This window comes from Salinicoccus sp. CNSTN-B1 (assembly GCF_054792835.1).
In genome coordinates this window covers 1360774-1374968 of sequence record NZ_JBTWMN010000004.1, presented here as the reverse complement: position 1 = coordinate 1374968, position 14195 = coordinate 1360774, and the positions used below count along the sequence as shown (strand labels likewise).

The 14195-nt window shown below is 45.0% G+C and carries 13 protein-coding genes, 6 pseudogenes and 1 riboswitch; of the genes and pseudogenes, 16 read left to right on the top strand and 3 right to left on the bottom strand.

All coding sequences use genetic code 11. From position 1 onward, the window contains the following. Positions 1-958 (top strand): annotated as a pseudogene (locus tag ACYF68_RS08180) (ROK family glucokinase). A 28-nt stretch (positions 959-986) separates the two neighbouring features. On the opposite strand, the gene ACYF68_RS08175 reads toward ACYF68_RS08180, so the two are convergent. Further along, positions 987-1715 carry an SDR family NAD(P)-dependent oxidoreductase gene (locus tag ACYF68_RS08175; RefSeq protein WP_344702819.1) on the bottom strand — a complete coding sequence of 243 codons (729 nt, stop codon included), beginning with the start codon at positions 1713-1715 and terminating at the stop codon, positions 987-989. Between the two features lie 155 nt (positions 1716-1870). On the opposite strand from ACYF68_RS08175, the gene ACYF68_RS08170 reads away from it, so the two are divergent. Beyond that, positions 1871-3076 (top strand): argininosuccinate synthase, encoded by a 1206-nt coding sequence (locus ACYF68_RS08170; RefSeq protein WP_344703086.1) that lies wholly within the window; start codon positions 1871-1873, stop codon positions 3074-3076. Next, positions 3069-4442, top strand: a pseudogene (gene argH / locus ACYF68_RS08165) (argininosuccinate lyase). The gene ACYF68_RS08170 and the pseudogene argH overlap by 8 nt, the downstream one beginning before the upstream one ends. Before the next feature lie 53 nt (positions 4443-4495). Here the strand turns inward: argH and ACYF68_RS08160 are convergent. Continuing rightward, positions 4496-4735 (bottom strand): DUF2759 domain-containing protein, encoded by a 240-nt coding sequence (locus ACYF68_RS08160; RefSeq protein ID WP_461046271.1) that lies wholly within the window; start codon positions 4733-4735, stop codon positions 4496-4498. A 90-nt stretch (positions 4736-4825) separates the two neighbouring features. On the opposite strand from ACYF68_RS08160, the gene ACYF68_RS08155 reads away from it, so the two are divergent. Further along, complete coding sequence (locus ACYF68_RS08155; protein WP_461046269.1) at positions 4826-5068, top strand: MBL fold metallo-hydrolase; 243 nt, start codon at positions 4826-4828, stop codon at positions 5066-5068. After that, entirely contained in the window at positions 5031-5450 is a 420-nt protein-coding gene (locus ACYF68_RS08150; RefSeq protein WP_461046267.1) for an MBL fold metallo-hydrolase, read from the top strand. Before ACYF68_RS08155 ends, ACYF68_RS08150 begins: the two co-directional genes overlap by 38 nt. 47 nt (positions 5451-5497) lie before the next feature. On the opposite strand, the gene ACYF68_RS08145 is transcribed toward ACYF68_RS08150, so the two are convergent. Further along, a complete protein-coding gene (locus tag ACYF68_RS08145; RefSeq protein WP_344702823.1) occupies positions 5498-5737 on the bottom strand; it encodes a DUF2626 family protein in 240 nt (79 codons plus the stop codon). Between the two features lie 215 nt (positions 5738-5952). Here ACYF68_RS08145 and ACYF68_RS08140 point away from each other — a divergent pair. The 11 genes and pseudogenes from ACYF68_RS08140 (at position 5953) to gcvPB (ending at position 14169) form a co-directional block, all read left to right on the top strand. Further along, positions 5953-6902 (top strand): annotated as a pseudogene (locus ACYF68_RS08140) (ATPase, T2SS/T4P/T4SS family). A 6-nt stretch (positions 6903-6908) separates the two neighbouring features. Then, complete coding sequence (comGB, locus tag ACYF68_RS08135; RefSeq protein WP_344702826.1) at positions 6909-7961, top strand: competence type IV pilus assembly protein ComGB; 1053 nt, start codon at positions 6909-6911, stop codon at positions 7959-7961. 10 nt (positions 7962-7971) lie between these two features. Then, entirely contained in the window at positions 7972-8301 is a 330-nt protein-coding gene (gene comGC, locus ACYF68_RS08130) for a competence type IV pilus major pilin ComGC (protein ID WP_344702828.1), read from the top strand. Continuing rightward, positions 8264-8707, top strand: a complete 444-nt coding sequence (gene comGD / locus ACYF68_RS08125) for a competence type IV pilus minor pilin ComGD (protein WP_461046265.1) — start codon at positions 8264-8266, stop codon at positions 8705-8707. The genes comGC and comGD overlap by 38 nt, the downstream gene beginning before the upstream one ends. Then, positions 8697-8969 (top strand): hypothetical protein, encoded by a 273-nt coding sequence (locus ACYF68_RS08120; protein WP_461046263.1) that lies wholly within the window; start codon positions 8697-8699, stop codon positions 8967-8969. Before comGD ends, ACYF68_RS08120 begins: the two co-directional genes overlap by 11 nt. Further along, the gene (locus ACYF68_RS08115; protein ID WP_344702834.1) at positions 8929-9366 is read left to right on the top strand and encodes a competence type IV pilus minor pilin ComGF; all 438 of its coding nucleotides are present in this window, start codon (positions 8929-8931) and stop codon (positions 9364-9366) included. The genes ACYF68_RS08120 and ACYF68_RS08115 overlap by 41 nt, the downstream gene beginning before the upstream one ends. Continuing rightward, positions 9338-9514 (top strand): hypothetical protein, encoded by a 177-nt coding sequence (locus tag ACYF68_RS08110; protein ID WP_344702836.1) that lies wholly within the window; start codon positions 9338-9340, stop codon positions 9512-9514. The genes ACYF68_RS08115 and ACYF68_RS08110 overlap by 29 nt, the downstream gene beginning before the upstream one ends. Before the next feature lie 4 nt (positions 9515-9518). Then, positions 9519-9994 (top strand): annotated as a pseudogene (locus ACYF68_RS08105) (shikimate kinase). A 90-nt stretch (positions 9995-10084) separates the two neighbouring features. Continuing rightward, positions 10085-10173: riboswitch (glycine riboswitch) on the top strand. A gap of 74 nt (positions 10174-10247) precedes the next feature. Further along, positions 10248-11332, top strand: a pseudogene (gcvT, locus tag ACYF68_RS08100) (glycine cleavage system aminomethyltransferase GcvT). Between the two features lie 20 nt (positions 11333-11352). Beyond that, positions 11353-12695: pseudogene (gcvPA, locus tag ACYF68_RS08095) on the top strand (aminomethyl-transferring glycine dehydrogenase subunit GcvPA). Continuing rightward, entirely contained in the window at positions 12688-14169 is a 1482-nt protein-coding gene (gene gcvPB / locus ACYF68_RS08090) for an aminomethyl-transferring glycine dehydrogenase subunit GcvPB (RefSeq protein ID WP_344703090.1), read from the top strand. Before gcvPA ends, gcvPB begins: the two are co-directional and overlap by 8 nt. The last annotated feature ends 26 nt before the right edge of the window (positions 14170-14195 follow it).

Here is a 14195-nt window from a genome sequence, read left to right as displayed (position 1 = left end):
ATGGATAATATATTGGCGGCAGATATAGGGGTACGACCTGCAAACTAGGATTATTTTCGGATGATGTGGAATTGCTCCATAAATGGGAAATTCCAACAGAAACACTGCCAGACGGGGCAGGATACTGGAAGATATCTATGAAGCTTTCATAAAAGAGACCGCGAATCATGGCTTGGACTTGACGGATATTGCTGGTGTCGGTCTCGGAGTCCCAGGCCCGGTTGATTTTAAAAATGGCATTATAAACGGTGCGATCAACTTGAATTGGGATGGTAAAAAGCCAATTTCATATGAATTTGAGAAGATGAGCGGCATCCCAACAATCGTGGATAACGATGCCAATGTTGCAGCGCTCGGTGAGCAGCATAAAGGAGCTGGAAGCGGGTATGACGATGTGGTCATGGTGACGCTCGGTACAGGAGTTGGAGGCGGTATCGTCGTCAACGGCCTGCTTGCTCATGGTCATGGAGGCGCTGCAGGCGAGATCGGCCATCTTAACGTTGATACGAAGAGGAGGTTCCAATGCAACTGTGGCAAGAAAGGGTGTCTTGAGAAGGTGGCCTCTGCCACAGGTATTGTGAACCTTGCCAGACATCATTTTCACAATGGTGTGGAAACCACACTCTCTAAAGCCCTGGAAGAAGGCACGGTAACATCCGCGGCTGTCGTTGAAGCGGCAAAGGTCGGGGACACGCTCGGCATGAAGGTACTTGACGAAGTCGCCGGGTTCATTGGCCTTGCGTTGAGTGATATATCCGTCCTCACCAACCCGAACTACATCATAATCGGTGGCGGCGTCAGCCGGGCCGGTGAGATCCTTATGGAGAAGATACGGGAGCATTATAAGCGCCTTACGTTTCCACCAGCCTATGAAAATACTGAGATCGTCTTTGCTGAACTCGGTAACGATGCAGGAATATACGGAGCCGCACGGCTCGTGAAACAATTTTTAACATAAAAAAAGCAGCCAAGGCTGCTTTTTTTTATTAGAGGAAATCGCTGATGCTGTAGCTTTCGGAAAAACCGAAATTGTCTGATGTGATGATGCGTTTTGCGACGTAGGCAGCGACTTTCGGTGGATATAGACGATTGGAAGATTTATGCTTTCTGAAGGTTTCAAGGTCCGGGAACTCTTCAGGGTCCGCAGAACGGATTTCCCCCTGCATATCCGTATCGACAACTCCGGGCCTGTAGGTGGCGGTGAATATCGGGTAGTCCAACCGATCCATCTCTTGGCGTAGAACATCACTCACCATATTTACTGCCGCTTTAGAACTGCAATATGCTGACCAACCTTCCATCGGATTTAAAGCAGCGCCACTGGAAACCGTAAGGATGCGTTTCGCAGCTTGAATGTCACTAAAGGCATTGACATAGCCTTTCATCAACAGTGCTGGGGCCAGTACATTGATTTTATAGTTTTTCATGAATCCTTGAGCATCCATGTTCGCAATGGAATGAACCGGCCCTACGATGCCTGCATTGTTGATCAAGTATATCTCGTCCCCTTTTTCCGGCGAGATGGAATTGAATATTTCAGGCAACATCTCTTCCAATTTCTGTTCATCCAGGAAATCCACATGAAATTCTTTATAAAGCTCAACATCCGTTTCGACTTTGGAACGGGAGATGCTGATAATCCGATCTTCCCTGAAGATGTCAAGCATAGCATGGCCAAGGCCACGGCTTGTTCCGGTTATAAATACATATCTCATACTAAACGCTCCTTTTATTCAGTTACTGATGATTATAGAGTCAACTGAAATATTTGTAAAATGCTGAAATGCAGATAAATGAATAAATATACTTGATTACGAATGTTTATAATGATATTATTTAAATTATTCTAAAGACGAGGGGATGTATGAAGATGAATGAAAAAGTAGTATTGGCCTATTCAGGCGGTTTGGATACAAGTGTGACAATTCAGTGGTTTATAGATAAAGGATACGATGTTGTGGCGTTGTGCCTAGATGTCGGAGAAGGAAAAGACTTAGATAAGGTCCAACAAAAAGCTCTGGATATGGGGGCGATTGAATCATATGTGATAGATACTACAAAAGAGTTTGCAGACGACTTCGTTTCTTATGCAATTTATGCAAATTCTATGTATGAAGGAAAATATCCACTAGTATCTGCATTGAGTCGCCCTTTAATCTCCAAGAAACTCGTGGAAGTTGCACACCAATCCAATGCAGACTATGTCGCCCATGGTTGCACAGGTAAGGGCAACGACCAAGTCCGCTTTGAAGTGGCCATCAAAAGCCTTGATCCTGCACTTAAGGTTCTTGCACCAGTACGTGAATGGACATGGAGTAGGGAAGAGGAGATCGATTATGCCAAAGAAAAGCAGATTCCCATCCCGGTAAACCTCGACTCGCCTTATTCGATAGACCAGAATCTGTGGGGCAGGAGCAATGAATGCGGTGTGCTTGAGGATCCTTGGGCCAAGCCACCGGAAGATGCATATGATCTGACCAGAAACATCAAGGAAACCCCTGACGAAACGGAAGAACTTGTACTGCATTTTGAAAATGGACTGCCAAAAGCCCTCAATGGTGTGTTCTACGAGTTGGATGAACTGATCATCAAATTGAATGAGATTGCCGGAGTCCACGGTATCGGGAGGATAGACCATGTCGAAAACAGGCTCGTTGGTATCAAATCACGCGAAGTGTATGAGACACCAGGTGCGAAGGTGATCCTTACAGCGAAGCACGACCTTGAAACGATCACATTGACAAAAGACATTGCGCACTTCAAACCATCCATCGAGCAGAAATTCACAGAGCAGATCTATAACGGGCTGTGGTTCTCCCCATTGTCGGAGTCCCTCAGGAAAATGCTTAAAGACATGCAGCAGCCAGTTAACGGCGAAGTGCGCCTTGAACTGTACAAAGGCAATGTGACGGTCACCGGCAGGCGTTCCGACAACAGCTTGTATGATGAAAAACTTGCAACCTATACCAATGAAGATGCTTTCAATCAAGATGCTTCTGTAGGGTTCATTGAAATTTTCGGATTGCCGACCAAAGTAAAGGCGATGCTTGATAACGGTGTGAAACTTTATGACTAAAAAGGCATGGGGCGGAAGATTCCAAGGCGAGTCACTGGGTTGGGTGGAAGCATTCAATGCTTCCATCCATTTTGACAAGATACTCATCGAGAAAGATATAGAAGGTAGTATTGCACATGCAACCATGCTGGAGAAGAAGGGGATTTTAAGCGAAGACGAAGCAGAACAGATCATCTCCGGGTTAAAGGCGGTGATGGAGGATTTCAATGCGGGGCGGATGGAACTGTCCGTACAGCATGAAGACATCCATATGAATGTCGAACGCGCACTGATCAATAAAATCGGGAGGTGGGCGGCAAACTGCACACAGGGAGAAGCCGTAATGATCAGGTGGCGACAGATATGCATCTATACATCAAAGAACAAGTAGAACATATTATAGAAAGCATCAATAGTCTAAAAAAGACCATACTCGCACTTGCCGAGGAAAATATCCATGTCATCATGCCTGGCTACACTCACCTTCAAAGGGCACAGCCAGTCCTCTTTTCGCATCATATCATGGCATATTTCTGGATGCTGCAAAGGGATGGGGAGCGCTTCAGGGAGTCATTGAAGCGCATCGATCTATCACCGCTTGGAGCGGGGGCAATCAGCGGCACGACATTCGATATTGATCGCGAGATGACCGCCGACCTCCTTGGCTTTTCCGATATATACCAAAACAGTATGGATGCCGTCAGTGACCGTGACTATATCATTGAAACCCTTTCAAATATCAGCCTCGTGATGATACATCTGTCGAGGTTATCGGAAGAAATCATCTTCTGATGAGCGAAGAAGCGAATTTCATTCAGCTGTCCGACCAATTCACTACCGGGAGCTCCATGATGCCACAGAAGAAGAATCCTGACATGGCAGAACTGATCCGCGGAAAAAGCGGACGGACGACCGGTGCCCTGATGGGCATGTTGATGTTGGTCAAAGGCCTCCCCTTGACCTATAATAAAGACCTTCAGGAAGATAAAGAAGGAATATTTGATGCAGTGACGACTGTTTTGGGGTCCCTAGAGATAATGAACGGCATGTTGGAGACTCTGTCCATAAATGAGGAAGTGCTGGAGGAGACGGTATCAGAAGATTTTTCAAATGCTACAGAACTGGCTGATTATCTGGTGCAGAAGGGAGTGCCTTTCAGAAAGGCTCATGAAGTGGTGGGGAAACTTGTTTTAAAGTGCATCCATTCCGGCAAGTACCTCAAAGATCTTAGCCTAGAGGAATTCAAGCAACATCACTCTTCAATAGAGGACGACATCTATGATCAACTCTCCCCCGCACATCAGTTGACAGAAGGAACAGCCGGGGTGGCACCGGCACAGAGGCAGTAATCGCACAGATGAAACGTGCCGAAGCACTACTGAAATGACAAAAAAGGCAAATCCTCTAGAGGATTTGCCTTTTTTATATAAACGGTCCAGCCTAGTGCCCGAGGTCTGGATAACCGTATGTAAATATAGTCGCGATTGCGAAGAAACCAAAAGTGGCAACTGTTGCTAGACTGAAAAGTACCGCCAACAGATTTTTATTTTTGACTGCCGCCACCAATCCCCATATACCGACGATTGAAATCATCAGCATCAGCAGGGAAAAAGTATTGATCCCGATGTGGATCGTTACGCCGCCAATTTCAAACAGCTCACCCGTATCAATGAATGGCATGATGCTCAACCTCCCATAATCTCTTTATTCTCATATATATTGTATAATTAAAAATGTACTTTGTCGAGGAGATTTTAAGGAGGATCATTTATGGAAATAAGAACTTTACCCCTTGGGCCATTGGAAACGAATTGTTATCTGCTGCGTGAAGGAGAAGAGGTACTGATCGTCGATCCATCTGGAGAGCCTGAAAAGATCAAGGAGGCTATCGGGTTGGATCAGACCGTCAAAGGGATTTTGCTGACCCACGCCCATTTCGATCATATCGGAGCACTCGAAGATATCGCCAATCATTATGATGCTAAAACCTGGATGGGGCGCCCAGAAGCTTGAGTGGCTTGCCGACCCGGCAAAGAATGGGTCGGCCAAGTATACGGACATGGGCTTGCCTATTATAACAGCCGATATACAGCCAATACCTCTAGAAGAAGGTCGTCATTCGATTGGTAAGTTTGAGTTCGAGGTCCTTTATACACCGGGCCATTCACCTGGAAGCTTAAGCTATCTTTTTAACGACTTCATCGTTTCAGGTGATGTCCTGTTCAACGGTGGGATAGGAAGGACAGATTTATATCAAGCAGACCATAGCACCTTGATCGACAGCATCCGCAGCAAGATGTATATGCTCGATGATGAGATCGTTGTATACCCAGGGCACGGCCCGGAGACCACCATCGGGTATGAAAAGAAGACAAATCCTTTTGTGAGGAAATAGAAAAAGGACCGTACAGATTTGAATCTGTACGGTCCTTTTAAACATGATCAACCAAATCTCGGCTCGAGTAAAAATGTAGTGAAGTACGTAAAACCTACAAAGAAAAGGACGAGGTATGCAGCAAAAACGTACATGTACATCCTTTCTGTCAATTTCATGTAACCGAGGAGAATGAAGAATCCGGTTTGCGCGAGAAACAGCAATGTCATCGCCATCATGTCACCGACATAGAAGAGGATTGCAAATACACCAGTCCAAAAGCCGAGTGTCTTGAATACTTTATCCATAAGAACAGTCCTTTCATCCTTACTTTACATATCATAGTCAATTATAAATAAAGAAGATATTAAAGTAAATACTAAATAAATCAAATGGTTTGGAATCCATTTCCATTATTCACTATTATACAACAAAAACTATGCCAATAAGGGGAAATTCATCAATTTATTTCAGAAAAGATCAATTCCTTCACTTTTACCCATATATAAGGTGGAGGTGAAGAATGAAAAAGCTTATAGAAACGATTTTAAAAGATGCAATGCTTGAGGAGGCCACGGATGTCCACTTGACATCTGAAGGTGAAATGGCGCATGTGAGGATCCGTTGCCTCGGAAAGATGCAGCTGCTCGAAGTGATCGACATTGAAGTCTATAGGCGAGCCATCAACTATCTGAAATTCATTGCAGATCTCGACATCAACGAACATCGTGTCCCGCAGAGTGGCCGCACCGCAATCCTGATTGATGAAGAAGTCGTCAACCTCAGGGTCAGTACACTACCAGTCTCGCTTATGGACGAAGTGGTCGTCATACGAATCCTCAACCTGATGGAAGATAAGGCATCGAATGAACTATTCAGCACCACTTCTGAATACGACTTCTTCCAGGACTACATCAACCGGCAGCAAGGTCTGATTCTGTTCACAGGTCCCACCGGTTCCGGGAAATCGACACTGATGCATCGGTTGATCAGGGAGGTCGCAGCAAGAGGGGAACGGCAAATAATCAGCATTGAAGACCCGATTGAATATGAGCAGGAAGGGATTGTACAGGTTGAGATCAATGAAAAAGCACAAATCGACTACGAGCCTCTGCTAAAAGGTGTGTTGAGGTGTGACCCGGATGTCATAATGTTCGGGAGATAAGGGATGCTAATATCGCGTCCAACCTACTTAGGGCAAGTTTATCGGGACACCTTGTATTCAGTACATTCCACAGCAAATCTGCTGTGGCCGCACTCAGTCGCCTTAAAGATTTTGGGCTCTATGATGAAGAGATGATACAAAGTATCTCATTGATCATAAACCAGCGTCTCATCCATACTCAAAAAGGATCTTATATCATTTATGAAACGCTTGGAAATACAGAGATACAAGAGTTTTTGAAGACCGGTTCCGTTGTTTATGGGACACTGCACGACCGCCTGATCCTTATGCTTGATGAAGGGGGCTGAATGCGGATGAGTTTAGGTTTTACGAGGATAAATTCAAATAAACTCGGCAAATATGATGCCCACTTTCTGATCAAGCTCGCTGATTTGCTTGAAACTGGCTTCACTATGCAGCAGTCACTGCTTTTCCTGTTGGAACAATATGATGTGCTGAAACCAAAAGATCGACTGCAGATGATAGAGGCCGTCCGAGAAGGAAAAAGCCTTGGAAAATTACTTAAGGATATGGGATATGGCAATTCAGTCATTATCCAAATTGCATTTTCTGAAATACATGGGAAAGTATTGGAGACGTTGCGGGAATCTGCAAGGTATATCGAATACGTGAGGAATACGCGTTCGAAACTGCTTAAGGCGTTGCAGTATCCTTTGTTGCTGATAACAATCTTTGTAGGGCTTCTATTGACCCTCAATTTTACAGTCATCCCCCAATTCAAAAGCCTTTACAGTGCCATGGGCACACAATCTCAAGGGATTGTGGCACTGCTCATCAAAGCGCTTGATGCGTTGCCTATAGCACTCCTGGTGTGCTTTATAACCGGAGTTGTGGCTTGTATTGCTATATCAGCTATCTTTTCCATCAAGGACGTGGCATTGAAATCTCGTATATTTACCAAGATACCTTTAGTGAATTATTTTTTTACCGGCTATCAGACATATAGGTTTTCACGGGAGTTCGGCTATTTTCTGAATAATGGACTTGAAGTGAAGGAGATTCTTGACCTTTTCATTCATCAGGAAATAAATGGCTATCTAAGATATATGTCGGAGTCCATAAAGGATGGCTTGATGAATGGTGAAAGCCTGTCACTTGTCCTGGGCGAGGTAGAATTGCTTGATGCCAAATTGGCTGTGTTCGTCAGTCACGGCGAACAGAACAGCAGCGTCGGCAAGGAGCTTATCATGTTCAGCGAATACACGTTGGAGCGTCTTATCATGTATGTGGAAAATATAACGAAGAAGATACAACCCGTAATCTTCGCAATACTCGGAGTCCTCATCATCTGCTTATATCTGATTATAATACTACCGATATTCCAGATGATGTCTGCGATAAACTAGGAGGAAACAGATGAAAAAATATTTTAAAGGAAAAATGAAGGCAAACGGTGAAGAAGGATTTACTCTGATTGAAATGCTGTTGGTGCTACTGGTCATATCAGTGCTGATCATACTGATCATTCCGAACATAGCGGCCCAAAGTGCAAACGTCCAGGACACAGGATGTGAAGCGCAAGTAAGGATGGTCCAGAGCCAAGTGGAATCCTATACATTGAACGAGGGCGCGCCGCCTGCTTCAATCAATGCACTCGTACCTGAGTATTTGACCGACGACCAAGTTACATGTGCGAACGGAGACACCATTGCCGTCACCAATGGCAAAGCAGCACGCACGCCATGATGGTTTTACGCTTCTTGAAATGATGCTGACATTATTCATCGTCAGCATCATATTGCTTATTGGCGTAGTCAGTATACCTGACTACGAAGCAGGCGGGACAGAAGGGGACATAGAACGGATAAGCCATTTCTTCTATAACGCCCAGACGGAGGCGATGGCTTCAAAATCTTATAATATTGTCGATATCGACCGTGCCGGCAACACTTTTCATCTACGTAGCCGGGATGGCAATATACTTAATTCCTATACACCTGAGTGGTGCCAGCTCAATTCAGGCGGGCTCGAGCGCATCATCTTTAAGCCAGATGGTGATGCGAACAAGTTCGGCACCATAAGTTTAGACTGTCCAGGTTCTTCTGTAAGATTCATTTTCCAGATTGAGAGGGGGCGGTTCCGTGTCGAATGAAAAAGGGTTCATGCTGATTGATGGACTGCTTGCGATGCTGTGCCTCAGTATCATTGCCGTCACTCTGGTGCCGGCAGTCATTACAATTCAAACTACAGCCGAAGAAACGCAGATCCAACTGGAATTACATCGGACGCTATACATTGAGTTACTCTCCTACGATGATCGGGAGACATTCATCAGTCAGACCGAGAACTGGGTTGTCGAAGGAGGCAGAATATGTGGCAAAGCGAGCGGAGAATGCATCAAAATCAAAAAATGATTCAGGATTCACTTACCTAGAAGTACTTGTCAGCTTGGGCATCGCTACTTTTATAATGGCTCTATTGCCTTCATTACTCGCGCTATTCAATTATGAAGAAGAGGAAATGGAGTTCGAACATGATTTTTTCATAATCGATATCAGCCAGTCATATAAGGATAGTACAGCCACTGATTATGAGCCGAGCCAGGAATCCATTGTTTTCATGGATAAGACAACTAAAGTACGCTATAGAAGACATGGCTCGAGAATCATTAAGACAGTGGGGGACAAAGGTTACGTTACGGTAATGTTCAATGTCACCGAATTTAAGGTTGAAGAGACGGATGAGTCCATCATCCTCTCGTTTCTCGGGAAGGGAATGGAAAATGAAGAACAGATTACATTTATCAAATGAAGGTTTCTTCAGCTTCTCGATGTATATTGTATTGATATATATGGCAGGCGTGTACTATCATTATCATAACCGCTTCATGATGATCATTGAAATACAATCCAATTTCATCGAAATCTATAATACGCGGATACAAGATATACTGGGGTGAGGATATGATCCTTATAGGCTTTATGGGGAGCGGGAAGACTACGGTCGCAAAATTGCTTGGTGCACATATGGAAAGGGAAGTCCGTGACCTTGATGAAGAAATCGTAAAATCCTCAGGGATGACCATCCCCAAATATTTGCAGCTGAAGGTGAGACAGGTTTCAGGCTACGTGAATATGATGTCCTAAAAGCACTGCCTAAGCAGGACATTCTTGCGACAGGCGGAGGCGTGGTGACGTATGCAGCCTCAAGAAGGCTTCTTATGGAGATGGATCAGCCGATCATCTATCTTCATGCAGATTTTCCAACGCTTTATAATAGGATCCGTGAGGATATGAACAGACCTTTAGTAAAAGATAAGGCATCGGTGAAGAAACTATACGAAGAACGTCTTGATCTATACCGCAGCACTTCAGCAATTGAGATCGATGCCACTTCAACCCCAAAAACCGTCGTCGATCAGATAATGCAGACCCTTTAATGCACTTTCCTAGACAATGAATTAAAGCGCTTGCTATTTTCTAAAAATTGGGGTTATAATGTAGTCGTAAAGACAATTAAAAATTTGCGAATGAACAATGCTCGAGAGAACGAGTTATCGTCGCCGAAGGAGCAAACCGTAATGGTGAATCTCTCAGGCAAAAGAACAGCATTGGGACGCATTCCTGAAGGCATATCAACAGGGCAGCTATTGGCTGTCCTGTTTTTTTATTATCCAAAGGAGGAATAGAAATATCATGTCTGAACTTAAAAAGACGCCGCTGTATAACTATTATAAGGAAGCCGGGCAAAAGTCATCGACTTTTCCGGTTGGGCTCTGCCGGTCCAATTCAGCAGTATAAAAGAAGAACATAAGGCAGTAAGGGAGAGTGCAGGCCTTTTCGAGGTGAGCCACATGGGCGAGATCCTTGTAGAAGGGAAGGAGTCTGAAGCATTCCTCAATTATGCACTGACGAACAATGTCGAAAAACTTACCGACACAAAAGCCCAGTACACCATGTTATGCAACGAGTCAGGTGGCGTCATAGACGACCTCGTCATCTATAAATTGGAAGATGAGAAATATCTTCTGGTAGTCAATGCCGGAAATACTGATAAAGACTATGAATGGCTGACCTCCATAAAAGGATATGATGCGACTGTCAAAAATGTCACTTCCGACTATGGACAGATCGCCATCCAGGGACCTAATGCACGTGAAATTGTGCAGAAGCATACCGATGAAGATATCAGCGAAATGAAGATGTTCCGTTTTAAAAAGGATGTTGAGATCGGTGGCTGTAATGTAATCCTTTCACAAAGTGGCTACACAGGAGAGGATGGCTTCGAGATATACTGCGACAGCTCAGATACGGAGAAACTCTGGAAACTTTTCGTCGATGAAGGCGTAACCGAATGTGGACTTGGGTCTAGGGATACCCTCAGACTGGAGGCAGGTTTGCCACTTCATGGTCAAGATCTCACTGAGGATATTTCACCGATTGAAGCTAAAGCAGGCTTTGCCGTGAAAACCGACAAAGAGGACTTCATTGGAAAAGAAGTGCTCAAGCAACAAAAAGATGAAGGGGCTCCAAGAAGACTCGCCGGTTTTGAACTGCTTGAGAGAGGAATTGCGAGAACCGACTATGAAGTGACGGATGAAGAAGGAAACAAGGTAGGATATGTAACAAGTGGCACCCAATCTCCAGTCACCAAAAAATCCATCGGCTTTGCTCTTGTGGATACTGACTTCTTTGAACTCGACAAAACGTTCAACGTCAAAGTCCGCAACAAAGATGTGCCGGCTAAATTCGTGAAACCCCCGTTCCATAAAAATTAAAAACAGAAGGAGTGTATCAATTGAGTCACCGCTATTTGCCGTTAACTGAAAAAGATAAGAATGCAATGCTTGAAACGATTGGCATAAAAGATGTTTCCGAATTGTTTGAAGACATCCCTGAGAGTGTCCGGTTCAAGGGTGAATTGGACATTAAAGAAAAGAAGAGTGAAACATCCCTTTTGAGGGAACTCACCAACATCTCCAAAAAGAACATCACTACAGAAACACATACCTCGTTTCTGGGTGTGGCGTCTATGACCATTACATCCCGACAGTTGTGGATCATGTCATCTCGCGTTCGGAATTCTATACTGCCTATACACCTTATCAGCCAGAGATCTCCCAAGGGGAACTGCAGGCGATCTTCGAATTCCAGACCTTGATTGCAGAGCTCACAGGTATGGACGTGGCAAACTCTTCTATGTACGATGGACCGACTGCCTTTGCTGAGGCCGCAACAATGGCTGCCGGCCAGACAAAGAAAAAGAAAGTAGTCGTATCGAAGGGTGTTCACTATCAGGCGATTGAAGTGCTTAAAACTTATTGTAAAGGCCAAAACATTGAAGTAGTGGAAGTTGATCTCAATGGATCCTATACCGATCTTGAAAAACTCGCTGAAGCGTCTGATGAAGATACGGCAGCGGTGATGGTGCAATATCCGAACTTCCTCGGTTCCATTGAAGATCTGGAAGCGATGGAGGAGATTGCCCACAAGCATAAGGCATTGTTCGTCGTAAACAGTAATCCGCTTGCACTCAGCCTTCTTACACCTCCAGGTGAGTTTGGGGCGGACATCGTCACTGGTGACACACAAGTGTTCGGCATACCGGCACAATTCGGCGGCCCTCACTGTGGTTATTTTGCAGCCACTAAAAAGCTCATGCGTAAAATGCCAGGCCGCCTCATTGGGCAAACTCAGGATGACGAAGGCAACCGTGGATTCGTACTCACGCTACAAGCCCGTGAACAGCATATAAGACGGGATAAGGCAACAAGCAACATCTGTTCCAACCAGGCCCTGAACGCGCTGGCATCTTCGGTTGCGATGAGCGCCTTGGGTAAAAATGGTGCAGTAGAAATGGCTGAACAGAATATCCAAAAGACCAACTACATGAAGAATAAGCTGAAGTCTGCCGGATTTACAATCCTGGATGGTCAGTCTTTCAATGAATTTGCAGTAAAACTCTCAAAAGATGTCGACGAAATCAATGATGAACTACTTGAATACGGCTATATCGGCGGTTATAACCTAGAGAAAGTGGACGCTGATTTTGCGGGCTATATGCTTGTAGCTGTTACAGAATTGCGCACTAAGGAAGAAATAGATGGATTTATCGAAAGGTTGGGTGAATACAATGCTTAAGGGATCCAGTCCTTTGATTTTTGAAAGAAGCATAGAAGATCGCTTTGCCTATTCGCTTCCGGATCTGGAAGTGGAAAAGGCGGATATCAGTACGATTATAGACGATAAATTCGTCCGGAAGACAAAGGCCGAGTTGCCGGAAATAAGTGAACTTGATCTGATGCGTCACTATACTGAACTATCCAACAAGAACTACGGCGTCGACTCCGGATTTTATCCGCTCGGTTCCTGTACCATGAAATATAATCCGAAAATTAACGAAAAAGTTGCCAGGATGCCAGGTTTTGCACTCAGCCATCCACTCCAGAGCGACAAGACGATACAAGGTTCCCTTGAAATCGTCTACGATATGCAGGAACACCTCAAAGAGATTACTGGCATGGATGAAATCACATTGCAGCCTGCTGCTGGTGCGCAAGGCGAATGGACGGCACTGATGATGATCAAAGCCTTCCATGAAGACAATGGAGACTTCAACCGTACTAAAGTGATCGTACCGGACTCGGCTCACGGAACAAACCCGGCAAGTGCGGTAGTAGCAGGGTTTGAAGCCGTGACTGTAAAATCCAATGACAAAGGGCTCGTTGACATCGAGCACCTGAAGAGCCTGGTAGGCGATGATACAGCTGCAATAATGCTCACGAACCCGAATACCCTTGGACTGTTTGAAGAAGATATTCTGGAAATGCGTGACATCGTCCATGAAGCGGGCGGTAAACTTTACTATGATGGCGCCAACTTGAATGCCATCATGGCTAAAGTACGCCCTGGAGATATGGGCTTCGATGCGGTCCACTTGAACTTGCACAAAACATTTACAGGTCCGCATGGCGGTGGTGGCCCTGGCTCAGGGCCAATCGGAGTCAAATCAGAATTGGCGAAGTATCTTCCTAAACCGATCGTCGTCAAGAATGAAGACGATTCCTACAAAGTCGAGCATGATGTGCCTAAGAGCATCGGACGCGTAAAACCATTCTTCGGTAACTTCGGCATATTCCTGCGGGCATATACGTATATTCGCACCATGGGGCCGGACGGTCTCAAGGAAGTATCGGAAATTGCGGTCCTTAATGCCAACTACATGATGAGAAGGCTTGAAGGTACATTCGAACTTCCTTACAAGCAACATTGTAAACATGAATTTGTCATCAGCGGTTCCAGGCAGAAGAAAATGGGAGTGCGTACACTCGATATGGCAAAACGTCTGCTTGATTTTGGATATCATCCGCCGACGATCTACTTCCCACTCAACGTTGAAGAGTGCATGATGATAGAACCGACGGAGACGGAGTCCAAGGAGACACTGGATGGATTTGTAGACACCTTGATCGGTATCTCCAAAGAAGCTGAGGAAGATCCAGATATCGTCCTTGAAGCCCCTCATACTACTGTGGTCGGTCGCTTGGATGAGACTCAGGCTGCCAGAAAACCAGTGCTGAGGTTCCAACGTGATGACATTGTAGAAGAGAAATAAAATAATGGCCCCGGCTCATCGAGCCG